The 24767-nt window shown below is 69.2% G+C and carries 25 protein-coding genes; 20 read left to right on the top strand and 5 right to left on the bottom strand.

From position 1 onward, the window contains the following. Positions 1-84 precede the first annotated feature (84 nt). The 5 genes from ABTU92_RS21250 (at position 85) to ldtR (ending at position 5334) form a co-directional block, all read left to right on the top strand. Positions 85-534 (top strand): tripartite tricarboxylate transporter TctB family protein, encoded by a 450-nt coding sequence (locus tag ABTU92_RS21250; protein WP_408093621.1) that lies wholly within the window; start codon positions 85-87, stop codon positions 532-534. A gap of 10 nt (positions 535-544) precedes the next feature. Beyond that, positions 545-2047, top strand: a complete 1503-nt coding sequence (locus ABTU92_RS21245) for a tripartite tricarboxylate transporter permease (protein WP_408093620.1) — start codon at positions 545-547, stop codon at positions 2045-2047. A 313-nt stretch (positions 2048-2360) separates the two neighbouring features. Then, a complete protein-coding gene (locus ABTU92_RS21240) occupies positions 2361-3386 on the top strand; it encodes a Bug family tripartite tricarboxylate transporter substrate binding protein (protein ID WP_408093619.1) in 1026 nt (341 codons plus the stop codon). Between the two features lie 187 nt (positions 3387-3573). Then, on the top strand, positions 3574-4515 hold the full coding sequence (locus ABTU92_RS21235; RefSeq protein WP_408093618.1) for a DUF2147 domain-containing protein: 942 nt from the start codon (positions 3574-3576) through the stop codon (positions 4513-4515). 306 nt (positions 4516-4821) lie between these two features. Next, positions 4822-5334 carry a transcriptional regulator LdtR gene (ldtR, locus tag ABTU92_RS21230; RefSeq protein ID WP_111360698.1) on the top strand — a complete coding sequence of 171 codons (513 nt, stop codon included), beginning with the start codon at positions 4822-4824 and terminating at the stop codon, positions 5332-5334. Positions 5335-5642: 308 nt separating this feature from the next. Here ldtR and ABTU92_RS21225 read toward each other — a convergent pair whose 3' ends face one another. Then, positions 5643-6008, bottom strand: coding sequence for a hypothetical protein (locus ABTU92_RS21225; protein WP_408093617.1), 366 nt, complete (start codon positions 6006-6008; stop codon positions 5643-5645). Between the two features lie 349 nt (positions 6009-6357). Here ABTU92_RS21225 and ABTU92_RS21220 point away from each other — a divergent pair, with 349 nt between their 5' ends. From ABTU92_RS21220 to ABTU92_RS21200, 5 genes are all read left to right on the top strand, one after another. Continuing rightward, positions 6358-7713: a murein L,D-transpeptidase gene (locus tag ABTU92_RS21220; protein ID WP_408093616.1), complete on the top strand. Its 1356-nt coding sequence runs from the start codon at positions 6358-6360 to the stop codon at positions 7711-7713. Between the two features lie 71 nt (positions 7714-7784). Beyond that, positions 7785-7982 carry a DUF6898 family protein gene (locus ABTU92_RS21215; protein ID WP_408093615.1) on the top strand — a complete coding sequence of 66 codons (198 nt, stop codon included), beginning with the start codon at positions 7785-7787 and terminating at the stop codon, positions 7980-7982. 209 nt (positions 7983-8191) lie between these two features. Beyond that, positions 8192-9496, top strand: coding sequence for a serine hydroxymethyltransferase (glyA, locus tag ABTU92_RS21210; protein WP_408093614.1), 1305 nt, complete (start codon positions 8192-8194; stop codon positions 9494-9496). 48 nt (positions 9497-9544) lie between these two features. Continuing rightward, on the top strand, positions 9545-10021 hold the full coding sequence (gene nrdR / locus ABTU92_RS21205; protein ID WP_111356603.1) for a transcriptional regulator NrdR: 477 nt from the start codon (positions 9545-9547) through the stop codon (positions 10019-10021). Between the two features lie 262 nt (positions 10022-10283). After that, positions 10284-11381 carry a YeeE/YedE family protein gene (locus ABTU92_RS21200; RefSeq protein ID WP_408093613.1) on the top strand — a complete coding sequence of 366 codons (1098 nt, stop codon included), beginning with the start codon at positions 10284-10286 and terminating at the stop codon, positions 11379-11381. Positions 11382-11562: 181 nt separating this feature from the next. Here the strand turns inward: ABTU92_RS21200 and ABTU92_RS21195 are convergent, their stop codons facing one another. Continuing rightward, entirely contained in the window at positions 11563-11997 is a 435-nt protein-coding gene (locus ABTU92_RS21195; RefSeq protein ID WP_408093612.1) for a thioredoxin family protein, read from the bottom strand. Between the two features lie 137 nt (positions 11998-12134). Between ABTU92_RS21195 and ABTU92_RS21190 the strand changes: the two genes are divergently transcribed. Beyond that, positions 12135-12872, top strand: a complete 738-nt coding sequence (locus ABTU92_RS21190; RefSeq protein ID WP_408093611.1) for a cytochrome c biogenesis CcdA family protein — start codon at positions 12135-12137, stop codon at positions 12870-12872. A 150-nt stretch (positions 12873-13022) separates the two neighbouring features. Here the strand turns inward: ABTU92_RS21190 and ABTU92_RS21185 are convergent, their stop codons facing one another. Then, positions 13023-13724 (bottom strand): hypothetical protein, encoded by a 702-nt coding sequence (locus ABTU92_RS21185; protein WP_408093610.1) that lies wholly within the window; start codon positions 13722-13724, stop codon positions 13023-13025. Between the two features lie 12 nt (positions 13725-13736). Between ABTU92_RS21185 and ABTU92_RS21180 the strand changes: the two genes are divergently transcribed. Then, the gene (locus ABTU92_RS21180) at positions 13737-14321 is read left to right on the top strand and encodes a thioredoxin family protein (protein ID WP_408093609.1); all 585 of its coding nucleotides are present in this window, start codon (positions 13737-13739) and stop codon (positions 14319-14321) included. Between the two features lie 79 nt (positions 14322-14400). On the opposite strand, the gene soxX is transcribed toward ABTU92_RS21180, so the two are convergent. Beyond that, positions 14401-15087 (bottom strand): sulfur oxidation c-type cytochrome SoxX, encoded by a 687-nt coding sequence (soxX, locus tag ABTU92_RS21175; protein ID WP_408093608.1) that lies wholly within the window; start codon positions 15085-15087, stop codon positions 14401-14403. A gap of 9 nt (positions 15088-15096) precedes the next feature. Continuing rightward, a complete protein-coding gene (gene soxA, locus ABTU92_RS21170; protein WP_408093607.1) occupies positions 15097-15981 on the bottom strand; it encodes a sulfur oxidation c-type cytochrome SoxA in 885 nt (294 codons plus the stop codon). Positions 15982-16465: 484 nt separating this feature from the next. On the opposite strand from soxA, the gene soxY reads away from it, so the two are divergent. The 8 genes from soxY (at position 16466) to ABTU92_RS21130 (ending at position 24690) form a co-directional block, all read left to right on the top strand. Beyond that, positions 16466-16921, top strand: a complete 456-nt coding sequence (soxY, locus tag ABTU92_RS21165) for a thiosulfate oxidation carrier protein SoxY (protein WP_111360174.1) — start codon at positions 16466-16468, stop codon at positions 16919-16921. A 43-nt stretch (positions 16922-16964) separates the two neighbouring features. Further along, positions 16965-17300: a thiosulfate oxidation carrier complex protein SoxZ gene (gene soxZ / locus ABTU92_RS21160; RefSeq protein ID WP_408093606.1), complete on the top strand. Its 336-nt coding sequence runs from the start codon at positions 16965-16967 to the stop codon at positions 17298-17300. A gap of 122 nt (positions 17301-17422) precedes the next feature. Beyond that, positions 17423-19123 carry a thiosulfohydrolase SoxB gene (soxB, locus tag ABTU92_RS21155; RefSeq protein WP_408093605.1) on the top strand — a complete coding sequence of 567 codons (1701 nt, stop codon included), beginning with the start codon at positions 17423-17425 and terminating at the stop codon, positions 19121-19123. Between the two features lie 215 nt (positions 19124-19338). Further along, on the top strand, positions 19339-20631 hold the full coding sequence (gene soxC / locus ABTU92_RS21150; RefSeq protein WP_408093604.1) for a sulfite dehydrogenase: 1293 nt from the start codon (positions 19339-19341) through the stop codon (positions 20629-20631). Beyond that, the gene (locus ABTU92_RS21145) at positions 20615-21394 is read left to right on the top strand and encodes a c-type cytochrome (protein ID WP_408093603.1); all 780 of its coding nucleotides are present in this window, start codon (positions 20615-20617) and stop codon (positions 21392-21394) included. Before soxC ends, ABTU92_RS21145 begins: the two co-directional genes overlap by 17 nt. Positions 21395-21432: 38 nt before the next feature. Continuing rightward, positions 21433-21792 carry a c-type cytochrome gene (locus ABTU92_RS21140; protein WP_408093602.1) on the top strand — a complete coding sequence of 120 codons (360 nt, stop codon included), beginning with the start codon at positions 21433-21435 and terminating at the stop codon, positions 21790-21792. A 137-nt stretch (positions 21793-21929) separates the two neighbouring features. Continuing rightward, entirely contained in the window at positions 21930-23198 is a 1269-nt protein-coding gene (locus tag ABTU92_RS21135) for an FCSD flavin-binding domain-containing protein (RefSeq protein WP_408093601.1), read from the top strand. Positions 23199-23427: 229 nt separating this feature from the next. Next, positions 23428-24690, top strand: coding sequence for an FCSD flavin-binding domain-containing protein (locus ABTU92_RS21130; protein ID WP_408093600.1), 1263 nt, complete (start codon positions 23428-23430; stop codon positions 24688-24690). The last annotated feature ends 77 nt before the right edge of the window (positions 24691-24767 follow it).

The raw sequence follows: 24767 nt of genomic DNA, 5'->3' as shown, positions 1-24767 counted from the left end.
CTGGATTCCGGGTTCGCGGACCTGCGGTCCGCGCCCCGGAATGACGAGCTCATTTGGCGACTGCACCGTGGAGAACGACGACCATTGCGCATCGGGCCGACCAAGAATCTCCTCGCCGGGCTGATGTTCATCGGCCTCGGTCTCGGTGCGCTGTGGCTGTCGCGCGGGCTCGAGATCGGGACGGCCGACGCGATGGGATCGGGCTACTTTCCGCGCCTCGTCGCCATGCTGCTGATCGGCTGCGGCGGCGTGCTCGCCGCCCTCGCACTGATCCGCCCCGACGGGCGGCCGGAGGCGTGGCACTGGCGGCCGCTCGTCTGCATCACGCTCGCGGCGCTCGCCTTCGCGCTGCTGCTGCGTCCGCTCGGACTGGTCGCGACCCTGGTCGTGACGATCCTGATCGGTGCCGGGGCCGGGCCGCTGCTGCCGCCGTTGCGGCTCGCGCTGCTCACGCTGGTGCTCGTCGTCGTCAATGTCGGCATCTTCGTGATGGCGCTCGGCATGCCGATCCGGCTGTGGCCGGCGCTGTCGTGAAAGCCCCGTGATGCCCGATCTGTTCCAGAACATCGCGCTCGGCTTCTCGGTCGCGCTGACCTGGCAGAACCTCGGCCTCTGCCTGTTCGGCTGCGCGGTCGGAACCGCGATCGGCGTGCTGCCCGGCATCGGGCCGCTCACCACCATGGCGCTGATCCTGCCGATCACCTTCTGGCTGTCGCCGGTCGGCGCCCTGATCATGCTGGCCGGCGTCTTCTACGGCGCCCAGTACGGCGGCTCGACCACGGCGATCCTGGTGAAGATCCCGGGCGAGACCTCCTCGGTGGTGACGATCCTCGACGGCCACGCGATGGCCAAGCAGGGCCGCGCCGGGCCGGCGCTCGCCATCGCGGCGCTCGGCTCGCTGTTCGCCGGCACCGTGGTGACGCTGCTGATCGCCGTCGCCGGCCCGCCGCTCGCCGCCGTGGCGCTGATGTTCCAGTCGGCCGACTACGTGTCCGTGATGCTGCTCGGGCTGGTCTCCGCCGTCGTGCTGGCGCACGGCTCGATCCTCAAGGCGATCGGCATGATCGTGCTCGGCGTGCTGTTCGGCCTGGTCGGCACCGACGTCTCGACCGGCGACTACCGCATGACCGGCGGCCTCGACGTCCTGTTCGACGGGATCGGCTTCGTGCCGCTGTCGATGGGGCTGTTCGGCCTCGCCGAGATCATGATCAATCTGGAGGAGAAGGGGCAGGCGCGCCCCGCCGTGCTGCGGGTGCGCGAGCTGATGCCGTCGCGGGTCGATCTCCTGCGCTGCATTCCCGCGATGATCCGCGGCACCGCGGTCGGCACCGCCTTCGGCATCCTGCCGGGCGGCGGGCCGACCATCGCGGCCTTCTCGGCCTACAGCCTCGAGAAGAAGGTGTCGCGCACGCCCGAACGCTTCGGGCAGGGGGCGATCGAGGGCGTCGCCGCGCCCGAGACCGCCAACAATGCCGCCGCGCAGGCCAGCTTCATTCCGATGCTCAGCCTCGGCGTGCCGCCCAACGCCCTCATGGCGCTGATGATCGGCGCCATGATGGTGCACGGCATAACGCCGGGCCCCGAGATCATAACGAAGCAACCGGTGCTGTTCTGGGGCCTCATCGCGTCGATGTGGATCGGCAACGCCATGCTGGTCGTGCTCAACCTGCCGCTGATCGGCCTGTGGGTGCGGCTGCTGCAGATGCCCTATGGCTACCTGTTCCCGACCATCCTGGTGTTCTGCTGCATCGGCACCTACACGCTGAACTCCAGCCCGGCCGAGGTGCTGATCATGACGGCCTTCGGCGTGATCGGCTACGTGTTCCGCAAGCTCGACTGCGAGCCGGCGCCGCTGCTGCTCGGCCTCGTGCTCGGCCCGATGCTGGAGGAGAATTTTCGCCGCGCCATGGTGCTGTCGGGCGGCGACTGGAGCATCTTCGTCACCCGGCCGCTCAGCCTCGGCTTCCTGCTCGCCGCCGCGGGCCTGCTGGTCGCGGTCGCGCTGCCGGCGATCCGCAAGGGTCGCGAGGAGGCGTTTCGCGAGTAGCCCGACTACTGCGGGACGGGTCCGAATCCGGGCGGCGCCTCTTATGGTTCATGATCAGTAAATATTCTGTTCGCGGAGCTCGGCGTGCGGCGCGCGCCAGTCCGCGCTCATACGCATGCGGGTCTACGTGATCCGCCCGATTCCTCAGCAGGCAGTTGCAGTTAAATAAGGCACAGGACGGTGCGTGCACCGCTCCCGCGTGTCGCCGGAGAACCTGACGACGGTCCGCACATTCTCTCCCCGACGACATGCGTGAGGCGGCCGCGTGCGCCTCGACGGCGAGCCCGCGAATGGGCCGCGACGGGAGACGACCTTGTTGCGCCGACTGCTGGCCCCGATCGCCGCGCTGCTCCTCGCCGGAGCGGTCGCGAGCGTCGCGGACGCCCAGATCTATCCCACCCGCCCGGTCCATATCGTGGTCGGCTTCCCGGCCGGCTCGACGACCGACATCCTGGCCCGCATCTACGCCGACAAGCTGACCGAGTATTTCAACCAGCGATTCATCGTCGAGAACATCCCGGGCCATTCGAGCAACGATGCGGCCGCGGCCGCGGCGATCGCCGAGCCGGACGGCTACACGCTGTTCGTGGCGAGCAATGCCCAATCCGCCAACGCCGCGATCCTGCCCGAGCAGCCCTTCGCGTTCCCGCACGCCTTCGCACCGATCGCGCTGCTCGGCCGAGTGCCGACCGTGGTCGTGGTGAATCGGGCGCTCGGTGTCGGCACGGTCCGCGAGCTCGTCGCGCTCGCCAAGGCGAAGCCGGGGAGGCTGCGCTACGGCACCGCCGGCTTCGGCACCGGCGGCCACATCGCCGCCCAGCTGTTCAAGGCGGCGGCCGGCGTCAGCATGGTGCAGGCCACCTACGACGGCAGTCACGAGGCGGCGGCCGACCTGGTCGCGGGACGGCTCGACGTCCTGTTCGCGCCTCTGCCGACCATCGCCGGCATCGCCGCCGACCGCCGCATCGTCCAGCTCGCCACCACGGGCGCGCGCCGGAGCCCGGTCGCTCCGCAGCTGCCGACGCTCGCCGAGGAGGGCATCGCCGGTGTCGACGTCGGCCTGTGGTTCGGCCTGATGGCGCCGCGTGGCATCCCGGGCGAGGTCCAGCGCGAGATCGCCAATGCGGTGACGCGCGCCGTCGATTCGCACTTCTTCAAGGACAGCCTGACGGCGAGCGGCGCGGAGCCGGTGCGCGCGACGCTCGACACCTTCGCGGCCTTCCTCGAGATCGACATGCCGGCCTGGGCGATCCTGGTGTCGCGCGCGGGTGTCTCGGTCGCGGATTACGAACGTCCGGCCGTGCGGGCCGCACCCACCCTCCCGGCCGGCGGCCACTGAGCCGCCGCGTCGCGGCGCTCCGACAGGGCGGGCCCCCGGACCCGCCCTGTCGCATTTTCGGGCGACCCGGTTCGGCCTGGCCGCGGACCGACGGCCCTTGTGTGAGCCACCTCACGGTTGCAGGGCCGGGACGGGGGCATCCTCACCCTCGACACCGGGCCGCTGGCCCGACCGACGGGAGGATCCCATGACGACGCTCCGCAAGACCCTCGGCAGCACGATCGGAATGACCTTCGGTCTCGCCACCGCCCTGGTGGTCCTCGGTGGCGCCGCCCAGGCCGGCTCGTTCAGCGTCCCGGTGAACGGCGGCACGGTCCGTATCGATTTCGACGAGCGCTGCCGCGACAAGCTGTGCGGCACCGTCACCTGGCGCGAGCGCGGCGCTCGCGAGGCGCAGCGGTTCGACCTGCCGGCGGTCGGCTGGAAGGACATCGAGAGCCTCGCCAAGGGCAAGCTCGGCGGCTTCGGTGGCTTCGGCAAGGACGACGACGAGGACGACACCGAGGTGACGTCCGTGCCGGCGCCGCAGTGGAACGCCCGCCCCACCGCCAAGGCCCCAACTCAGCCGCCGGTCGCCGCGCCGGCCCCGACCGCGCCGGTCGCGGCCCCGGCCCAGACGACCGTGGTCGTCCCGCCGCCGCCTCCGGCGCCGCCCCCCGTGGTCGGCCAGACCGCTCCGGCGCCTGTCGCCACCTCCCCTGTCACCACGGCTCCCGTCGCTCCGGCGCCCGTCGCCACCCCGGTGCCCGCACCCGTGACGCCGCCCGAGCGCGTCGCCGCGCTGCCGCCGGCCCCGGCGCCTGCGCCGGCTCCCGTCGCGGCCGCCACCGGCCCGGTCGGCTTGTGGATGACGGAGAAGAACGAAGGCATGGTGCGGGTCGAGGCGTGCGGCCAGAACCTGTGCGGCTATGCGGTCGACGCCAAGAGCGGCCGCAACGGCGAGAAGGTGCTGATCGACATGAAGGCCTCCGGCAACGGCTGGAAGGGCCGGATCAAGGACACCCGCAATGGCGGCGGCGGCATCTACGACTCGACGCTCGCCATGAAGGGCGCCGACAAGATGCGCGTCCAGGGCTGTGCCTTCGGCGGCATGTTCTGCGGCGGCCAGACCTGGACCCGCGTGAACTGATCCGGCCCGCCCAACCGTCTGACCGAGTTCGCTTTCGCGGCGGCCCCCCGGGGCCGCCGCAGTCGTTTTCGTGCCCGCGCAGAGCAGGCCGGTTAACACCGGAGCCGGCATCCCCCGTGCAGTCGAAAGGCGGTGAATCCAAGGTAAAAAAGACGCGCGAAATTCCATCCTTAGTCGTTGGTTTACCTCGGCAAATAAACCGGTTCTTTATTCTGTTGTTTAAACCGATTTTAGAGCGTGCCGCGTAGTAATGGTCGAGAACGAGGAATACAGGGCCTCGTCGTACAACAACCAATAGGCGTCGTCATGAAAGCAGTCGCAAGGCCGGCGGAACCCGCCGAGCGGGATATGCGCTTCGACCATATCCGGCCGCTCTACCTGGAATCGCTGACCCTCGTCGAAAGGCTCCACCGCCGCCTTCTCGACGTCATCAAGGACGAGTTCGACCGCCGCGGCCGCGCCGACATCAACTCGGTGCAGGCGCTGCTCCTGTACAATATCGGCGACAAGGAGCTGACCGCCGGCGAGCTGCGCACCCGCGGCTACTATCTCGGCTCGAACGTCTCCTACAACCTGAAGAAGCTCGTCGAAATGGGCTTCCTCGACCACCAGCGCTCGCGGGTCGACCGCCGCTCGGTGCGCATCAAGCTGACCGACAAGGGCCGCGAGGTGCGCAACATCATCGAGGCGCTCTACCAGAAGCACGTTCGCACGGTCGAGCAGGTCGGCGGCGTCAACGCCGAGGAGTTCGCCACCCTCAACAAGGCGCTGCACCGGCTCGAGCGGTTCTGGACCGACCAGATCCTCTACCGGCTCTGATCGCCGGGTCCGATCTCACGAACACCGGCGGGCGCCTCGCGCCCGACTCCCCGACGAACGCCCCGGCCGCACCTCGCGGACCGGGGCGTCGTGCGTTCAAAAGGCCGGGCATCGCATGCGCTTGCGCGAGTCCGAAGCCTCTCGTCCGTCGTGCTCCGCGAAGGCGGAGCACCCAGTACGCCGCAGTTGTTCAACTCAAACACCGCAAGCCGGTGGATACTGGGCCGTCCGCCTGCGCGGACGACGACCACCGAGAGTGGTGCGAAAGGTCGCTCGGCCCAGCTGAGCCGCGCCCGCGGATGCCGTCCTCAGTCGAACGTCGCCGAGGTCGTGTCGGACTTGCGGTTGTAGCGGATCGTGACACGCTCGACCTGGCACAGGTTGATGTCGTGCCACACGGCGGAGGAATCGTCGTCGCTGTAGACGACCTTGAGATCCCACATGCAGGTCTTGCCGGCGCGGCTGAACGTGATGTTGGCGCGCTCGCCGTCCTCCAGGAGGTCGTCGCCCAGGATGTCCTCCTCCCAGTCGTCGGTCTTGCTCGGGGAGACGTAGACCTCGCTGATGTCGTACCCGGTGCGGTTGATCAGCGTGAAATCCTGCCGGCTTTGCGCGAGCGCCGTCGTCGCCACCATCGAGACGAGGGCGGCGGCGGACAGAAGGTTCAGTCTCATGCAGATCGGCTCCGTTGCCGTTCGGGGGTTGCGATGCACGGAGCACGTCGGAATCGTGGCTCGCGCATCGGTGCGCCGGGACACTACGGAACCTCCTCCGATACCGTCAATGCCCGCTCACCGACATTTCGAGACATCCTCACCACGATGGGCTGCAGAGGCGTTGTCGCGCCTGTCCGAGCAGGGCGGGGCTGACATAAAAACGCCGGCTCGCATCCGTAATCGCCGTGATATGCGGATCGCGGTCGGGGCAGGGCGCGATCGTGTACGTGCGCGACCGACGAGCATGCGGGATCAACGAGCATGCGGGACCAACGAGGCGCGACCTTTCGGGGCGCGGCGAGGTGAGATGGACGGGGACGTGAAGAAGGACGGTGGCGCGGCGGGGCTCCACCGACACGAGGGGGCCTCGCGGCATGCGTCGCAGGTCGAGGGGCTCGACCGCCGGGCGGTGGTCCGTGCGCTCGCCGGCGGGGTGGCCGGGCTCGCGGCATTCGCCGGCCGGGCGCAGGCCCAGGGCACCGACGCCGTGCTCGACCAGCTCATCCAGCAGAGCCAGGGCCGCAACTTCGGCCAGGGCTTCGATTCGGCCTCGCGCACCATCCTGATGCCGAAGGCGTCGCTGCCGACCCTCGACCCGTCGACGGCGCAGACCACCGAGCAGTTCATCCCGCGCTACGAGGAGATCGTGGCGCGCGGCGGCTGGCCGAGCGTGCCGCAGGTCGAGCGACTGCGGCTCGGCAACCGCAACCCGGCCGTGCCGGTGCTGCGCGATCGCCTCGCCGTGTCGGGCGACATCGATCCGGCCGCGGCCGGCGCCGGCGACGTCTTCGACTCCTATGTCGAGGCGGCGGTGCGGCGCTTCCAGGCGCGCCACGGCCTCACGGTCGACGGCGTGGTGCGCCAGCAGACCCTCAAGGCCCTCAACGTGCCGGCGCAGGTGCGGCTGGCGCAGCTGCGCATCAACGTGGTGCGGCTGCGCACCCTGTCGAGCAATCTCGGCAACAAGCTCGTCGTCGCCAACATCCCGGCCGCCCAGATCGAGGCGATCGAGGGCGGCGTCGTGGTGTCGCGCCACGTCACGGTCGCCGGCAAGCCGGACCGCGCCTCGCCCGACCTGCAGAGCCGCATCGTCGAGGTGAACTTCAATCCGTACTGGACCGTGCCGGTCTCGATCGTGCGCAAGGACCTGATCCCGCGCATGCAGGAGGAGCCGGACTACCTCACCAAGAACCACATCCGCATCTTCGACGGCCGTGGCGCCGAACTGCAGCCCACCCAGATCAACTGGAACTCCAACGAGGCGGTGAACTATCGCTTCAAGCAGGATCCCGGCGACTTCAACTCGCTCGGCTCGATCCGCATCAACTTCCCCTCGAAGGACGGCGTCTACATGCACGACACGCCGTCGAAAAGCTTGTTCGGCGAGGATTTCCGCTTCCACTCCTCGGGCTGCATGCGGGTCCAGAACGTGCGCGAGCTCGTCGTGTGGCTCCTGTCGGAGACTCCCGGCTGGTCGCGCGCCGAGATCGACGCCGTGATCAAGTCCGGCGAGCGCAAGGACGCGCGCCTCGCGGCCCCGGTGCCGCTCTACTGGGTCTATGTGACGGCCTGGGTGACGCCCGACGGCGTCGTCCAGTTCCGCGACGACATCTATTCCCGCGACGGCCTCGCCGCCAGCCAGGGCGGCGCGAGCCGGGGGTAGGGGGGCCCGGAGGCTCCGCCCCTCGGTGCGGGAATCTGCTACCCTCGCGGACCCACGCTGCGAGGCCCGGGATGGCGGACGAGTCGGCAGGTCGCGAGGTGTTCTTCGAGATGACCGCGGTCGGCGGCGCCGTCCGGGTGGCCGCGATCGATTCGGCCACCGGCATCGAGGTGACCGTGATGGCGCCGCTGACCACGTCGCGCGCGGACCTGCAGCGTCTCGCCCTGCGCAAGCTGGAGCGCCGCCTCGCCCAGGAGCGCGGCGGCTGAGGTCGGCCCGGCGCTGCCAAACCGCGTCGACCGCATCCCGGCAGCGCTTCCTGGACCGAACCTCCCCCATATCTAGAGTCGAACCGCCGCGAGGCGGCCCATAACTTGGCGGTCGGCGGCCGATATGCTAATCCGACGGCCCAAACACACCCCGGGACCCGCCTGTCGAGGCGCCATTCTCGCGCATCCCGCGGCGCCAGGAGACCACGATGTCCGTGACGAAACCGGCTTCGGTCGAAGCCGAATCCTTCTTTTCCGCCAGTGTCCAAGAGGCCGATCCGGAGATCTTCGGCGCGATCCGGCAGGAGCTCGGCCGGCAGCGCGACGAGATCGAGCTGATCGCCTCGGAGAACATCGTCAGCCGCGCCGTGCTGGAGGCGCAGGGCTCGGTGCTCACCAACAAGTACGCCGAAGGCCTGCCGGGCAAGCGCTACTACGGCGGCTGCCAGTATGTCGACGTGGTCGAGCGGCTCGCCATCGAGCGGGTGACCAAGCTGTTCGGCTGCGGCTATGCGAACGTGCAGCCGCACTCCGGCGCCTCGGCCAACGCGGCCGTGTTCTTCGCGCTGCTGAGCCCCGGTGACACCTTCATGGGGCTCAACCTCGCGGCCGGCGGCCACCTGACCCACGGCTCGCCCGTCAATGTGTCGGGCAAGTGGTTCAACGTGGTGCCCTACAGCGTGCGGCCCGACGACCACCGCATCGACATGGATCAGGTGCGCGAGCTCGCCCGCGCCCACAAGCCGAAGCTGATCGTCGCCGGCGGCTCGGCCTATCCGCGGGTGATCGACTTCCGGGCGTTCCGCGAGATCGCCGACGAGGTCGGGGCCTATCTCATGGTCGACATGGCGCATTTCGCCGGCCTGGTGGCGGGCGGCGCGCATCCGAGCCCGTTCCCGCACGCCCACGTGGTCACCACGACGACCCACAAGACGCTGCGCGGCCCGCGCGGCGGCGTGATCCTGTCCGACGACGAGGCGCTGGCCAAGAAGATCAACTCGGCCGTCTTCCCCGGCATGCAGGGCGGACCGCTCATGCACGTCATCGCCGCGAAGGCGGTGGCGTTCGGCGAGGCGCTGCGCCCGTCCTTCAAGGTCTACGCGAAGAACGTCGTCGAAAACGCGAAGGCGCTTGCGGAAACCCTGAAGTCGCGCGGCTTCGACATCGTCTCCGGCGGCACCGACACGCACCTGATGCTGGTCGATCTGCGGCCCAAGCAGCTCACCGGCAAGGTCGCCGAGGCGGCGCTCGGGCGCGCCCACATCACCTGCAACAAGAACGGCATCCCGTTCGACCCCGAGAAGCCGATGGTGACCTCGGGCGTCCGGCTCGGCACCCCGGCCGGCACCACGCGCGGCTTCGGCGTCGCCGAGTTCAAGGAGGTCGGCGAGATGATCTCCGAGGTCCTCGACGTGCTCTCGCAGAAGAAGTCCGACGAGGACTCGCTGGTCGAGGCGGCGGTGCGCGAGAAGGTGAAGCGGCTGGTCGGCCGGTTCCCGATCTACCAGGACTGAGGCGAGGCCGGCGCGGCACAGGGGCCGAAGGGCACGGGGGAATCCGGGATGCGCTGTCCGAGCTGCGGCAGCCTCGACACCCAGGTGAAGGACTCGCGTCCCACCGAGGATTCCTCGGCCATTCGGCGCCGCCGGCTGTGCCTCGCCTGCGGCTTCCGCTTCACCACCTTCGAGCGGGTGCAGCTGCGCGAGCTGACCGTGATCAAGCGGAACGGTCGCCGGGTGCCTTTCGACCGCGACAAGCTCGCGCGCTCGATCGAGATCGCGCTGCGTAAGCGCAACGTCGATCCCGACCGGGTCGAGCAGACGATCTCCAAGATCGTCCGCGACCTCGAGAGCATCGGCGAGGGCGAGGTGACGGCCGAGACGATCGGCGAGACCGTGATGGCGCATCTGCGCGATCTCGACGACGTCGCCTATGTGCGGTTCGCCTCCGTGTACAAGAACTTTCGCGAGGCCAAGGACTTCGAGCAGGCGCTCGCCGAGCTCGCCGGGGCCGAGGACGACGAGCCGCCGGCGCGGTAGCGCCCGCTGTTGCGAGACATTGCCATTGAGTCCGCTCGTCCCCGCGAAGGCGGAGATCCAGGGGCCGCACGACGTGCGGCTCTGGATGCCCGCCTGTGCGGGCATGAGCGGAGATGGGGCGAGTCGGCGGAAAGATCGTGTGGGCGTTCGCCCTCCGGCCCGCTCGCCCACCGCCGCGGACGTTGCGGATTGTCAAGGTTCTCATATTCGGCGCGCCGCATGCTCGTCCTGCTCGGCCACGGAAGGCCGGCGGAGGCGTCCCGTGGATCTGATCACGATCATCGAGCAGGTGGGGGAGGGGCCGACGCTGGCGCTCGCCGGGGTCGCGGTCGGCGCCGCTTTCGGGTTCGCGGCGCAGCGCAGCCGCTTCTGCCTGCGCGCCGCCTCGATCGAGTTCTTCCACGGCGAGGTCGGTCAGAAGGTGGCGATCTGGCTGATGGCCTTCGCCACCGCCGTGGTGTGGACTCAAGGATTCATCCTGATGGGGCTGCTCGACGTCTCCGAGGCGCGCCAGCTCGCCCAGCGCGGCAGCCTGTCGGGTGCGATCCTCGGCGGCCTGATGTTCGGTGCCGGCATGATCATGACGCGCGGCTGCGCCAGCCGTCTGCTCGTGCTGTCCGCCACCGGCAACCTCCGCGCCCTCGTCACCGGGCTGGTGATGGCCGTGACGGCGCAGTCGGCCTATCGCGGGGCGCTCACGCCGCTGCGCGAGACCATCACGGGCTGGTGGACGATCGACGGTGCCGGCGCCCGCGATCTCCTCGTCGTGCTCGGCCTCGGCCACGAGCACGCGCTCGCCTTCGGGGTCGTGTGGTGCGCGGCGGCGTACTTCTACGCCGTGAAGAGCAGGCTGCCGGCGTCGAGCTGGTTCACGGCATCGGGCGTCGGCGGCATGGTGGCGGTCGGCTGGCTCGTCACCTACACGATCTCGCAGGCGAGCTTCTCGCCGGCCCGCGTCACCAGCATCACGTTCACGGGGCCGTCGGCCGACACGCTGATGTTCGTGCTCGACCAGTCGCGCATGGTGTGGAACTTCGACATCGGCTTGGTGCCGGGCGTCTTCCTCGGCTCGCTGGTCGGCGCGCTCCTCTACAAGGAGTTCGTGCTGCAGGGCTTCAAGGACGGCCAGAGCATGCGGCGCTACATCGTCGGGGCCGTGCTGATGGGCTTCGGCGGCATGCTGGCGGGCGGCTGCGCGGTCGGGGCCGGGGTGTCGGGCGGCGCCATCTTCGCGCTCACCGCCTGGGTGACGCTCGCCTGCATCTGGCTCGCCGCGGGGATCACCGATTTCCTCCTCGATCGCGAGACGCCGGCGGCCGCGGCGCCGGGGGCCGAGCCGGCATCGGGCCGGGCCGGGTAGGGCGATCCGTCGACTGATCTGACGGGCGTACCCCGGACAAGGCGCTTCGGGCCAACGGCGCGAAGCGCCGCAGAGCCGGGGCCCAGGGGCGCCTGGGTAACCGCCTCGTTTCGGATGCCTTGGGTCCCGGGTCACGGCGCGTCGCGCCGCGCCCGGGACACGAGCCCTCTGGTATCGGCTTTCACTCGCCCGGCAGCAATTCCAAGAGCTTCGTGAGGCGTGCCCAGAAGAACTCCTCGCCCGGGTAGCCTTCGATGCGGCCGAGCTCGGCGTTGCCGACCACCAGCACGAAGGTCGGCGTGTAGCGCACCGGGCGCACGAGCGTCAGGCCGGAGGCCGGAACGTCGCGCTTCTCGACCTCGCGGATCGGGGCGCGGCGGCCCTCCTGGGTCTTCGGATAGATCGGGCCGATGCGGGCGTCCCATTCGCGGCACCACGGACAGCCGACCTCGCGGACATAGACCAGCGTGGCCTGCGGCTCGGCCGACGCCCGGCCGGGGATGGGGCGACCGGCCGTCGTGGCGGCCGCCGTGGCGGCGAGCAGGAGGGCGGTGCGGCGGGTCGGGTGTCGCGTCGTCATGCCGGCAGGATACCACGACGGGCCGCCGTCGTGCATGCGCGGGATCGCCGAGCCGTGCGATCACGGATGCACGATACCGAATGATTGCAACGCTACCGGCTTCGCGTCACCATGCGCCCGACGAGAAGCACGAGTGCCGCGCGAAAAAGAATGCGGCCGGACAGGGGGAAACGATGTCGCTCGAGGTCGGGCTCGCGGCCGCCGCCATGGCGGGCCTGTTGTCGTTCCTCAGTCCCTGCGTGCTGCCGCTGGTGCCGCCTTATCTCACCTGGCTCGCCGGTGCCTCGCTCGACGAGCTCGCCGGCGACACGCCGCGGCCGGGCACCACGGCGCGGGCCTTCCTGCGCGCCTTGTTCTTTGTCGCCGGCTTCTCGGCCGTGTTCATCGCGCTCGGTGCCAGCGCTTCGCTGCTCGGCCGCCTGCTGATCGACCACCTGACGATCCTGTCGCGCGTCGCCGGCGTGATCATCGTGGTGCTCGGCCTGCACTTCGTCGGCCTGATCAGGATCCCGCTGCTCTACCGCGAGGCGCGGTTCGGGCTCGGCGGCCAGTCGGTCGGGCTGTTCGGGGCGTTCGTGATGGGGCTCGCCTTCGCGTTCGGTTGGACGCCCTGCGTCGGCCCGGTGCTCGCCTCGATCCTGCTGATCGCGGGCGCCGAGGATTCGGCCGGGCAGGGCGCCGGCCTGCTCGCCGCCTACGCGGCCGGAATCGGCCTGCCGTTTCTCGCGGCGGCCGTGTTCGTGCGGCCGTTCCTCGGCTTCCTGAAGCGATTCCGCGGCCATCTCGGGACGGTCGAGAAGGTGATCGGCGGGCTTCTGATCATCACCGGCGTGCTGATCTTCACCGGCACCATGGCGGACATCGCCGGTTGGCTCTTGGAGACGATCCCGGCGCTCGGGAAAATCGGGTGAGGGGAGGGGGCCCGGAGAGTTTGTCCGTCATGCCCGCGCTCGTCGCGGGCATCCACGTTGTTTCTGGTTTTCCGGATCCAAGATCGTGGATGGCCGGGACGAGCCCGGCCATGACGACGGTGAGGGATGGCGTAAGGTGCCGCGCCGGCCTCAGCCGTGGCGGAACTTCAGAATCTGCTCGTAGGCGCGCAGCTCGATGAGGAAACGATGCAGGAGATCGCCGTCGCGAGCCGCCACCGCCTCCGGCACGCGGGCCAGCGAGGCGCGGGCGCCGTCGACGATGCGGCGGAAGTCGGCGTCGGTCTTCACGGGCGTCGGTGCTTCGGCGTCGCAGCGCGCGAAGGCGGCGTCGCTGTCCTTGGCGGCCGTCGTGATGGCAGCGCCCGTCGTCGCGTCGGCGAGATCGGGGTGCTTGGTGCGGTGCCGGTCGAGGGCCGCGAACGTGTCGGACAGCTCGCGCACGCAGTCGGCGAGCAGGCGGGTGCCGGCGGCGCGCCGGGCCGCGGAGAGATCGGCGGCCAGCGCCTCGGTGGCGGCGGCGGCGGCCGCGAGATCGCCGGCGTCGATCGCCGCGAGCGCCGTCGCGACCCGGGCCGAATAGGGGGCGGGCAGGGACTTCTGCAGCCGTTCGAGCGCGAGCGCCGCGAGGTCGCCGTTGCCGGTGCGCAGATAGCCGGCGGCGAGCCGCCGGTCGGCGAGAATCGGCTCGTCGGCGGCGACACTCGGCGCCTGTGCCTGCGCCATCGCGGCACCGGTCGGCGTCGGGCCTGCGCTCGTGATCAGGATCGCGTGAGTCAGGCCCGCGACGGTGCAGACGTTACGAAATCGCGCTAACGTATGAAAAACGCTCATGAGGAAACGTCCATGCTGTCGTCGATGCTCTCACGTCGTGTCCTGATCGGCGCCGCGCTCGCGGGTCCCGCCCTGACCTCGGCGAAACTCCGCGCCGAGGAGCTGAAGCTCAACGAGGACGGGCTGCCGCATGTCGAGTGGTTTCTGCAGAGCCTGCTCGAGCTCGCCGACGACGTCGCGCTCGCGCAGCAGAACGGCAAGCGGCTCGCCGTGATGTGGGAGCTCCGCGGCTGCCCCTATTGCCGCGAGACCCACATCAAGAATCTCGGCGATCCGGCGATCGCGAGCTACATCCGCACCAACTTCGAGGTCCTGCAGCTCAACGTCGCAGGCGACCGCAAGGTCGTCGACCTCGACGGCGAGACGCTCTCCGAGCGCCGGCTCGCCGAGAAATACGGCGTGCGCTTCACGCCGACCTTCCAGTTCTTCGGCGAGAGCGTCGACGCCATGAAGGCGAAGGCCCCCCGCGCGCGCGAGGTGGCGCGGGCGCAAGGCTATCTCGAGCCCAAACATTTCCAGGCCCTGTTCCGCTTCGTCGCCGAGAAGGCCTACGAGAAGGGCACGCTGCGCGACTATCTCCGCGCCCAGGGCGCGTGAACTTCACCTCTCCCCGCGCGCGGGGAGAGGGAAGCGGCGCCATGCGCAGGCGCAACTCCTCACACGTCCGCGCCCGCCCTCACTTGTTCACCGGCGACTCCGGATCGAGCAGGAACGCCACCGCGTCCTTGATCTGCTCGACGGTCAGGAACTTGTGGTGGCCGAAGCGCGGCATGTTGGAGCAGGCGAACACGGCCTGGGCGTTGAACACCCGCTCGTAGACCTCCTTCTGGGCCTCCGGCGTCGTGCCCTTCAGCTTGCCGTAGCCCGTGAGGCTCGGCCCCAGCGTGCCGTAGCTTATCTCGGTCGGGGCGAGCTGATGGCAGGCGTAGCAGTTGCCGCCGTTGGCGCGCTTGGGGTCGTCGCCCATGCGGCCGCCGAAGCCGGAGAGCGCCAGCTTCTCGCCGTTCTTCCAGCTGCCCAGATACTTGCCGTCCGCCGGATAGGTGACGTTCTGCTTCTCGCGGGCCAGGATCGCGTCAGCCACCGCCTGGGGCGGCTGGTTGCGATACTGCGAGCACACCGCCATCGTCTCGTCCTGGACGACGCGTCCCGCGAGGTCCGGCGGCAGGTTCTTCCAGGCGGCCGCGACCGCCTGTTCGAGCCGCTCGCGGGTGATGCCGGGGGCGACCTCGACGGCGGCCGGCGTCGCTGCGCCGGTTCCGGCGCCCGTGGTGGACGGCGTGTCGGCGGCGTGCGCCAGGCCGGACATCAGGAGAGCGGTCGCGACCGCTGCGGCGGAGGCCGCGAAGGACAATCTGGTCATCGGGGGTCCTCAGCGCTTGATGGAGGGCACTTCGATGGCGCCGCCCTCGGCTCGCTTGGTGAGATACGCGGCGAGCGCGACCGTCACCTCCGAGGCGTAGCCGACGTCGGGCATGCGCATCTGCCAATAGCAGTCCCAAATGCGGTGCTGCATGGTTCGCAACGAGGCCTGCGACACCCGGTAGGTCGGCCACGACCCCATGGTCGCCTGCGCGGCCTTGGCATTGTCGAAGAACGGGAGGGTCTGCAAGCGGATGCGCTGGCCCTCCTGGCCGTGGCAGGTCTGGCAGGAGAAGTCGTTGATGCTGGAGCGCCGGTAGAACAGCGCCTCGCCGAGCGCCACCGCCTCGCGCTCCTTCGGGTGCTCCATCTTGGCCGCGTACTTCATCCCGTTCGACTTGTTGGCGACGAAGGCGACCAGCGCCTCGATCTCGGTCGCCGGGTTGCCGCCCGAGGAGGCGAACGGCTTCTTGCGGATCGGCGTCGTGTCGATGCCCTGGATGGTCTCCATGCACCACAGGATGCGCGATTCGGCGTCCATCACCCGGCCGACATCGGCGAACCAGCGCGGCATCTCGGCATAGGCGCCGTCGACCTTGCCGGGGCCCTTGCCGAGGTCGCAGGTCTCGAGCGTGGCGTTCTTGGGCCCGCGCGCCGTCGACCACAGCGTCTCGCCGCTGTCGACCGCGAGATAGCCGGGGTTCGACATCGGATCCGAGATCATGGCTCGGTATTTTTCCAACAGCTTGTCGGCGTCCTCTTCGGCCGCCGGGGAAGCCGTGGAAGCGGCAGGGGGCTGAGGGGTGGGGGTTTGGGCGGTGGCGACCGACAGCGTCACCGCCACCGACGCGGCCGTGACGACGGCGCGCGCCAGGGCGAAGCTTCCTGGGCTCATGGTTCCTCCGACGATGGGTGCGGCGGCCGGTCGTGCCGGTCTTCTGGAATGCCTGCAACGTGCAGCTTATATTCCCGAAGACGAATGAAAAGCGTTTTTTCTGCCGAGGCCCCCCGAAAGGACGAGCGTCCTGCATTTCGCTGTGATGCAGCAACAAATGCATCGTCATTAGCCATTTCGCCTATTGCGCGATCCGGCCGGACCGGGTAGAGAAGTTTCAAAATAATGAATGTATGGAGGAAGCGGATCCCGGACGGCGCCGCGGCGGGCCAACGATCGCCAGATCATTCGCCCGCCGGCTCCTCGGAATTCCGTGACGGACTGGTTTCGGTGCGTGCTCGTCTTCGGTGCGTGCTCGTCTCGGTCGCCGACCGCACAGGTCCGGGACCGCGTCGATCCGTGACCGGGTGCCGCGGCGACCGTAAAGTCGTCGCGATCAGGACAGTCGGCCCGGCGGGGCCGTCGACATGAGGAGAGGTTCTCGATGACGACGACAGTGAGCCGACGCGAGGCGTTCGCGCTGGGCGCCGGCGTGGTGGCGGCGGTCGCGCTCGGCGGCGCCGGGACGGCCTTCGCCAAGAACGACTCCGACGATCTCGTCAAGGCGTTCACGGGCGGCAAGACGCCGACCAAGGGCAAGGTGAAGCTCGACCTGCCCGACATCGCCGAGAACGGCAACACGGTGCCGCTCGCCTTCACGGTCGAGAGCCCGATGACCGACGCCTCACACGTCACCGACGTGCTGATCGTCGCCGACGGCAATCCGCGCGGCGGCATCGCCACCTTCCATTTCTCTCCGCGCTCGGGCGTCGCCGAGGCGGCAACCCGCATCCGCCTCGCCGAGACCCAGAACGTAATCGCCGTCGCCAAGATGAACGACGGCTCGCTGTTCATGGACACCCGGCAGGTCAAGGTCACGATCGGCGGCTGCGGCGGCTGATCCGGCTCCGGCTCGTCATTCAGAAGAATTGGGAGAGAACATCATGGCGACACCCGCGCCGAAACCGCGCATCCGTCTCGACAAGAAGGAGGCCAAGAAGGGCGACCTCGTCGAGGTCAAGGCCCTGGTGGCCCACATCATGGAATCGGGTCAGCGCAAGGACAAGGACGGCAACGTCATCCCGCGCAAGATCATCAACAAGTTCACCTGCGAGGTGAACGGCAAGCCGGTCTTCGCCGCCGATCTGGAGCCCGCCGTCTCGGCCAATCCCTACCTGCAGTTCAAGTTCCGGGCCGACGAGAGCGGCAAGGTCGTGCTCACCTGGTTCGACGACGACGGCAGCAAGATCGTCGGCGAAGAGACCATCACGGTGACCTGACGGTCGGGGTGACGCGGCGGCGCCTCTCCGCCGCGCGACCGAAACGACGTTCCCCAGGAAGCGTCTGGAGCCGCCGGTGCGCCCCGCGCCGGCGAGCGAGGACGCGCGCCGAAGAGTGCATCATGACGACGCGACGTGATCTGCTGCAATACTCCGCCGCCATGGCTGCCGTGCTGGCCGGTGCGGGATTCGGGGGCGGGGGGACGACCCGGGCGCTCGCCCAGCAGCGCGTGACACAGGCCGATCTCCTGGCGTTCGAGCCGCTCGGCAACGTGACCCTGATTCATGTCACCGACATCCACGCCCAGCTCAAGCCGGTCTATTTCCGTGAGCCGACCGTCAATCTCGGTGTCGGCGACGCCAAGGGCGTGCCGCCGCACGTCACCGGCAAGGCGCTGCTCGAGTCCTACAAGGTGCCGCCCGGCAGCCCGCTCGCCTATGCGCTCGCCGACATCGACTTCGAGGCCCTGGCGAAGAGCTACGGCCGCCTCGGCGGCCTAGACCGCGTCGCGACGATCGTCCAGGCCATCCGCTCCGAGCGCGAGAACCGCGTGCTGCTGCTCGACGGCGGCGACACCTGGCAGAACTCCTACACGTCGCTGGCGACCAAGGGCCAGGACATGGTCGACTGCATGGCGCTCCTGAAGCCGGACGCCATGACGGCGCACTGGGAGTTCACGCTGGGCGCCGAGCGCGTGAAGGAGATGGTCGGCAAGCTCGGCTTCCCGTTCCTGTGCCAGAACGTGCGCGAAAGCGAGTTCCAGGACGAGGTGTTCAAGGGCTCGGCCATGTTCGAGCGCGGCGGCGTCAAGGTCGCGGTGATCGGCCAGGCGCTGCCCTACACGCCGATCGCCAATCCGCGCTGGATGATCCCGGACTGGTCGTTCGGCATCCGCGAGAAGGAGCTGCAGGCCGAGGTCGACAAGGCGCGCGCCGCCGGCGCCGGGCTGGTCGTGCTGCTCTCCCACAACGGCTTCGATGTCGACCGCAAGCTCGCCGGCCGGGTGAGCGGCATCGACGTGATCCTCACCGGCCACACCCACGACGCCCTGCCGGCGCCGGTGCAGGTGGGCAAGACGATCCTGATCGCCTCGGGCAGCCACGGCAAGTTCGTCTCGCGCATCGATCTCGACGTGCGCGACGGCGCCGTGAAGGGCGTCCGCCACAAGCTGATCCCGGTGCTCGCCGACGTGATCACGCCGGACGCCGCGATGGCGGCGGCGATCGCCAGGCACCGCGCGCCGCACGAGACGATGCTGGGCGAGGTGGTCGGCAAGACCGCGACGACGCTCTACCGGCGCGGCAACTTCAACGGCACGCTCGACGACGTGATCTGCGACGCCCTCCTGGCCGAACGGGACGCCGAGATCGCGTTGTCGCCGGGCTTCCGCTGGGGGCCGACACTGCTGGCCGGGCAGAGCATCACCCGCGAGGACGTCTACAACGCCACCGCCATGACCTATCCGGCGGCCTACCGCATGACCATGACGGGCGCCCGCCTGAAGGAGGTGCTCGAGGACGTCGCCGACAACATCTTCAATCCCGACCCGTATCTCCAGCAGGGCGGCGACATGGTGCGGGTCGGCGGCCTCTCCTACACGATCGACGTCGGCAAGCCGATCGGCAGCCGCATCGGCGACCTCGTGCTGAGCCGCACCGGCCAGCCGCTCGCCGCCGACAAGGAGTACATGGTCGCCGGCTGGGCGAGCGTCAACGAGGGCACCGAAGGCCCGGCGATCTGGGACGTGGTGTTCGATCATCTGAAGAAGAAGCAGACCGTGGCGCCCACCGGCGCCTCCACGGTGAAGATTTTGGGGGCGTGAGACCCCTGTGCCTCGAGGCACAGCGCCGGTGCTCCCTCTCCCCGCAGGCGGGGAGAGGGTCGGGGTGAGGGGCGACTTCCCGAAGCAGAGACTCGCGGCGACGCCCCCTCACCCGACATCCGCGCTGGACGCGCGAATGTCGACCTTTCCCCGCCTGCGGGGAGAGGTGAGAGCAGCGTCTCGTGTAAGCGAACAATGCAGACCGGAGAGCGGGAATGCTGAACAAGAACCGTGATCAGGACGCCGGGCTGTCGCGGCGTTCGCTGCTCGGCAAGAGCCTGGCGCTCGGCGGCGCCGCCGTCGCCGGCGCGACCGGCAAGGTGGCTGCGACCGAGCCGGGGAACCCGGCCAACCTGCCGCCCAACGTGCCGGAGTGGTCGAAGACGCTCGGCGACGGCGTCGCGGTGCGGGCCTACGGCAAGCCGTCGAAGCACGAGGCCAACGTGATCCGGCGCGACGTCGAGTGGCTCACCGCATCGCGCGAGAGCTCGGTGTCGTTCACGCCGCTGCACGAGCTCGACGGCATCATCACGCCGAACGGCCTGTGCTTCGAGCGCCACCATTCGGGGATCGCCGAGCTCGATCCCAACGACTACCGGCTGATGATCCATGGGCTGGTCGACAAGCCGCTGATGTTCACGCTGCAGGATCTGGAGCGATTTCCGCGCACCAACCGGATCTACTTCGCCGAATGCGCGGCCAACTCCGGCATGGAGTGGCGCGGCGCCCAGATGAACGCCTGCCAGTTCACCCACGGCATGATCCACAACGTCATGTACACGGGCGTGCCGCTGCGGGTGTTGCTGGAGGAGGCCGGCGTCAAGACCAATGCCAAGTGGCTGCTGCTGGAGGGCGCCGACTCGGCCGCGATGACTCGCTCGCTCCCGCTCCAGAAGGCGCTCGACGACTGCCTGATCGCCTTCCGCATGAACGGCGAGCGGCTGCGCCCCGAGAACGGCTACCCGGTGCGCATCTGCGTGCCCGGCTGGGAGGCCAACATGTGGGTCAAGTGGCTGCGCCGCATCGAGGTCGGCGACCAGCCCTGGCACCATCGCGAGGAGACGTCGAAATACACCGACCTCCTCGAGAACGGCAAGGCGCGCCGCTTCACCTATGTGATGGACGCGAAGTCCGTGATCACCAATCCGAGCCCGCAGGCGCCGCTCAAGCACAAGAAGGGTTTCACGGTCATCTCCGGCATCGCCTGGTCGGGGCGCGGCAAGATCGCTCGGGTCGACGTGTCGCTCGACGGCGGCCGCAACTGGCGCACCGCGCGGCTCGACGGACCCGTGCTCGACAAGTCAATGGCGCGCTTCTACGCCGAGTTCGACTGGAACGGCCAGGAGCTGTTCCTGCAGTCGCGCGCCATCGACGAGACCGGCTACGTGCAGCCCACCAAGGACGAGCTGCGCAAGGTGCGGGGCGTCAACTCCGTCTATCACAACAATGGCATCCAGACCTGGCGGGTGTCGCCGGAGGGCGAGGTGGAAAATGTCGAGATCGCGTGAGATCACCATCGTCTCGGCCGCGCTCCTGGTCGCCACCCTGATCGGCGGCGCCGGCTTCGCCATGGCGCAGAACGGCAGGCTCCCGGCCAAGCCGACCGGCAAGGATGCGGCTGCCAAGACCGCGCCGGCCCAGACCGCGCCGGCACCGGCGTCTGCTGCTGCACCCGCGAAGGTGCACTACGGCATTGGCCGCGAGGCGAAGCCGGAGGAGATCGCCGGCTGGGACATCGACGTGCGGCCGGACGGGCAGGGGCTGCCGCCAGGCAAGGGCACGGCCCGCAAGGGCGAGGATCTGTTCGTGACGCAGTGCGCCGCCTGCCATGGCGAGTTCGGCGAGAGCACGGGCCGCTGGCCGGTTCTGGCGGGGGGCGCCGGCACGCTCGCCTCTCACGATCCGGTGAAGACGATCGGCTCCTACTGGCCCTACGCCTCGACCGTGATCGACTATGTTCGGCGCGCCATGCCGTTCGGCAACGCGCAGTCGCTGGAGGGCGACGATCTGTACTCGATCGTCGCCTATCTGCTCTATCTGAACGACGTGATCACGGACCAGGATCAGGAAATCTCCGACAAGAGCTTCCCGACCGTGAAGCTCGCGAACGAGGCGAACTTCTTCGACGACGACCGCGAGGCGTCCGAGAAGGCGTTCTGGAAGAAGGAGCCGTGCATGACGAACTGTGCGGCCGGCGCGCCGAAGGTTCTCGGCCGCGCCCGCGCCATCGACGTGACGCCGGAGGACGGCAAGGGACCGCGGGTCGAATGATGCCGCGGCGCCTTCCGTCTCGCGCGCCGACGCGGATTTTGGCCGTACCCGTCGGGACCGCGACGGTCGCGGTCGCGACCGCGCCGCTCGTCGCGCTGGCCGTCGCGGTCGGCGCCGTGGCGGCCGGCGGGCACACGAGCGGCGGATCGAAGGGGGATCGCGAGCTCGGCGAGTATCTGTCGTCCGAATGCGTCACCTGCCACCAGATCAGCGGGCGCTACGACGGCATCCCGCCGATCGTCGGCTGGCCGGAGGAGAGCTTCGTGGAGATCCTCGGCCAGTACCGGGACAAGACGCGCGACAACCCGGTGATGCGCTCGATCGCGGTGAAGTTCACGGACGACGAGATCGCCGCGCTCGCCGCCTATTTCGGCAGCCTTAAGCCGCGGACGGACTAGAGGGCTGGGCGGCTTGCCGAGCTCGCGAGACCGCACGGGGAAAACCTCTCCCCGCACGCGGGGAGAGGGAGCAGAGGCCGAGGTAACAACGAACAGGCCCGCATACAGGGCGCGCATTGGGATCCAGGGAGGACATCATGATTTCCATGACGCGACGTCATTTCTCCACCGCGCTGCTTGTCGGCACCGGTGTGCTCGCCATGCCGGCCATGCTGCGCGCCCAGGCGAAGCCGCGGCTCGTCGTGATCGGCGGCGGGCCGGCCGGCGCGACCGTGGCGCGCTACGTCGCCAAGGATTCGAACGGCGCCATCGACGTGACGCTGGTCGAGCCGGCCAAGAAGTTCATCACCTGCTTCCACTCGAACCTCTATCTCGGCGACTACCGGCCGTGGGACTCGATCGCGCACGACTACAATCTCGCCGCCGCCGGCGTGAAGAAGGTCGACCAGGCGGCCGCCGCGATCGATCGCGACAAGAAGGAGGTGCGCCTCGCCGACGGCAGCGTGCTGCCCTACGATCGCCTCGTCGTCGCGCCCGGCATCGATCTCGACTTCGGCTCGGTGCCCGGCTGGTCCGAGGCGGCCGCCGAGGTGATGCCGCACGCCTGGAAGGCCGGCCCGCAGACCCAGCTCCTGAAGAAGCAGCTCGACGCGCTCGAGGACGGCGCCACCATCGTGATGATCGCGCCGCCGAACCCGTATCGCTGCCCGCCCGGACCCTACGAGCGCGTCTCCTGCATGGCGGCCGTCCTCAAGAAGAAGGGCCACACCAAGTCGCGCATCGTGGTGATCGACCCGAAGGACCGCTTCTCCAAGATGGCCCTGTTCCAGGAGGGCTGGCAGAACCACTATCCGGGCATGGTCGAGTGGATGGACCCGAAGATGCACGGCGGGCTCAAGAGCGTCGACCCGAAGACCATGACGGTCGTGACCGACCTCGAGACCATCAAGGCGGATCTCGTCAACGTGATCCCCAAGCAGATGGCCGGCAAGATCGCCCGTGACGCGGGGCTCGCCAACGCCACCGGCTACTGCCCGATCGATCCGACCAACATGAAGTCGGCGAACGACCCGAACATCTTCGTGCTCGGCGACGCCTCGATCGCCGGGGCGATGCCGAAGTCGGCCTTCGCGGCCAACAGCCAGGCCAAGGTGGTGGCGATGGCGGTGCGCGGCGAGCTCGCCGGCTCCCGCACCTTCCCGGCCCGCTATTCCAACACCTGCTGGTCGATCATCGCGCCCGACGACACGGTCAAGATCGGCGGTCGTTACGAGGCCAAGGACGGCGCCATCGCCGAGGTCGAGGGCTTCGTCTCCAAGACCGGCGAAGGCAAGGACGAGCGCCGCCAGACCAGCGAGGAGAACATGGGCTGGTACAAGGGCATCGTCGCCGACATCTTCGGGTGAAGGACGACCGCGACGGCGTCGCGCTCTGCTCCGCCCTCGGCCTGAGAAGCGACCGCAGGTCGCGTCTCGAAGGGCGGGGGCGGCCATCACCGAAATCGCACCCGCCCGGTTTCGGCGTTCGGACCTGCACAAGTCGGCTGATGCCGGCTCGTGGTGGCCACATGGTTCAAGACGCGGACCTGCGGTCCGCTCCTCAACATGAGGAGAGCGGGAGGCGAAAGGACTGGCCGTGATTGACCGACGAACCTTTCTGCGCGGGGCCGCGGGCGCCCTGGCGGCACCGGCGCTCGCCGCGCCGACGACCGCCCAGATCAGGCCGCATGTCGTCGTGATCGGCGGCGGGGCGGGCGGGGCGACGGCGGCCAAGTATCTGGTCTCGACCGGCGCCGAGCTCGACGTGACGCTGGTCGAGCAGAACAGGCAGTTCGTCACGCCGTTCACCTCGAACCTGTTCCTCGGCGGGCAGAAGCCCTACGAGCAGCTCGTCTATGGCTACGACAACCTGGCCGGGCGCGGGGTGAAGCTGGTGTTCGAGCGGGTCGCCGGCATCGAACGTAGCGCGAAGCGGCTGCGCCTCGCCGACGGCACCGAGATCCCCTACGACCGCCTGATCGTCTCGCCCGGCATCGACTTCAAGTACGGCGATGTGCCCGGCTATTCGACGGAGGCGGCGGAGCGCATGCCGCATGCGTGGCGCGGCGGCGACCAGTTTCTGCTGCTGAAGCGCCAGCTCGACGCCGTGGAGGACGGCGGCCTGATCGTCATCGTCGCCCCGCCGAATCCCTATCGCTGCCCGCCGGCGCCCTACGAGCGCGCCTCGATGATGGCGCTGGCGCTGAAGCGGCGCGGCGTCAAGGACGCCCGTATCGTCATCCTCGACGCCAAGGATCACTTCCCCATGCAGCCGCTGTTCGAAGACGGCTGGGCCCGGCACTATCCGGGCGTGATCGAGTGGCAGGACCCCAAGATGCATGGCGGCATCAAGTCCGTCGATCCCAAGTCCATGACCGTGACCACCGACCTCGAGACCCACAAGGCGGCGCTGGTCAACGTCGTCCCGCCCCAGCAGGCGGGCCGGCTCGGCCGCGACGCCGGCCTCACCGACGAGACCGGCTGGTGCCCGGTCGACGCCGGCACCATGAGGTCGCTCCTCGATCCGAGCATTCACGTGATCGGCGACGCCGCGATCGGCGGTGATTTTCCGAAATCGGGTTTCGCCGCCAACAACGAGGCGAAGAACACGGCGATGATCGTGCGTCACGAGCTGCTCGGCTCCCGGCTGCTGCCGGTGCGGTTCACCAATCATTGCTGGAGCACGATCGCACCCGACGACGCGATCAAGAACGGCGCCCGCTACGAGCCGCGCGACGGCAAGATCGTGATGCTCGATCCCTACACGTCGCAGCGCGACGAGTCGCCCGAGCTGCGCGAGAAGCAGGCCAAGGAGGCGGTCGGCTGGTACCGCGGCATGACGACCGACATGTTCGGGTGATGCGGCGGCCGGTCTCCGACCTCACTCCGTCCTCACCCTGAGGAGCGGCCGAAGGCCGCGTCTCGAAGGGCGAGGAC

This window comes from Rhodoplanes sp. SY1, from assembly GCF_046000175.1.
Taxonomy (GTDB): Bacteria; Pseudomonadota; Alphaproteobacteria; order Rhizobiales; family Xanthobacteraceae; genus Rhodoplanes.
Note: the sequence above shows the minus strand (reverse complement) of the source record. Positions and strands in the feature narration are given on the sequence as shown.

Coding starts and splice junctions, on each gene's coding strand:
- ABTU92_RS21245 (WP_408093620.1), top strand. CDS start 545: ATGCCCGATCTGTTCCAGAACATCGCGCTCGGCTTCTCGGTCGCGCTG.
- ABTU92_RS21235 (WP_408093618.1), top strand. CDS start 3,574: ATGACGACGCTCCGCAAGACCCTCGGCAGCACGATCGGAATGACCTTC.
- ldtR (WP_111360698.1), top strand. CDS start 4,822: ATGAAAGCAGTCGCAAGGCCGGCGGAACCCGCCGAGCGGGATATGCGC.
- ABTU92_RS21225 (WP_408093617.1), bottom strand. CDS start 6,008: ATGAGACTGAACCTTCTGTCCGCCGCCGCCCTCGTCTCGATGGTGGCG.
- ABTU92_RS21220 (WP_408093616.1), top strand. CDS start 6,358: ATGGACGGGGACGTGAAGAAGGACGGTGGCGCGGCGGGGCTCCACCGA.
- ABTU92_RS21215 (WP_408093615.1), top strand. CDS start 7,785: ATGGCGGACGAGTCGGCAGGTCGCGAGGTGTTCTTCGAGATGACCGCG.
- glyA (WP_408093614.1), top strand. CDS start 8,192: ATGTCCGTGACGAAACCGGCTTCGGTCGAAGCCGAATCCTTCTTTTCC.
- nrdR (WP_111356603.1), top strand. CDS start 9,545: ATGCGCTGTCCGAGCTGCGGCAGCCTCGACACCCAGGTGAAGGACTCG.
- ABTU92_RS21195 (WP_408093612.1), bottom strand. CDS start 11,997: ATGCACGACGGCGGCCCGTCGTGGTATCCTGCCGGCATGACGACGCGA.
- ABTU92_RS21190 (WP_408093611.1), top strand. CDS start 12,135: ATGTCGCTCGAGGTCGGGCTCGCGGCCGCCGCCATGGCGGGCCTGTTG.
- ABTU92_RS21185 (WP_408093610.1), bottom strand. CDS start 13,724: ATGAGCGTTTTTCATACGTTAGCGCGATTTCGTAACGTCTGCACCGTC.
- ABTU92_RS21180 (WP_408093609.1), top strand. CDS start 13,737: ATGCTGTCGTCGATGCTCTCACGTCGTGTCCTGATCGGCGCCGCGCTC.
- soxX (WP_408093608.1), bottom strand. CDS start 15,087: ATGACCAGATTGTCCTTCGCGGCCTCCGCCGCAGCGGTCGCGACCGCT.
- soxA (WP_408093607.1), bottom strand. CDS start 15,981: ATGAGCCCAGGAAGCTTCGCCCTGGCGCGCGCCGTCGTCACGGCCGCG.
- soxY (WP_111360174.1), top strand. CDS start 16,466: ATGACGACGACAGTGAGCCGACGCGAGGCGTTCGCGCTGGGCGCCGGC.
- soxZ (WP_408093606.1), top strand. CDS start 16,965: ATGGCGACACCCGCGCCGAAACCGCGCATCCGTCTCGACAAGAAGGAG.
- soxB (WP_408093605.1), top strand. CDS start 17,423: ATGACGACGCGACGTGATCTGCTGCAATACTCCGCCGCCATGGCTGCC.
- soxC (WP_408093604.1), top strand. CDS start 19,339: ATGCTGAACAAGAACCGTGATCAGGACGCCGGGCTGTCGCGGCGTTCG.
- ABTU92_RS21145 (WP_408093603.1), top strand. CDS start 20,615: ATGTCGAGATCGCGTGAGATCACCATCGTCTCGGCCGCGCTCCTGGTC.
- ABTU92_RS21135 (WP_408093601.1), top strand. CDS start 21,930: ATGATTTCCATGACGCGACGTCATTTCTCCACCGCGCTGCTTGTCGGC.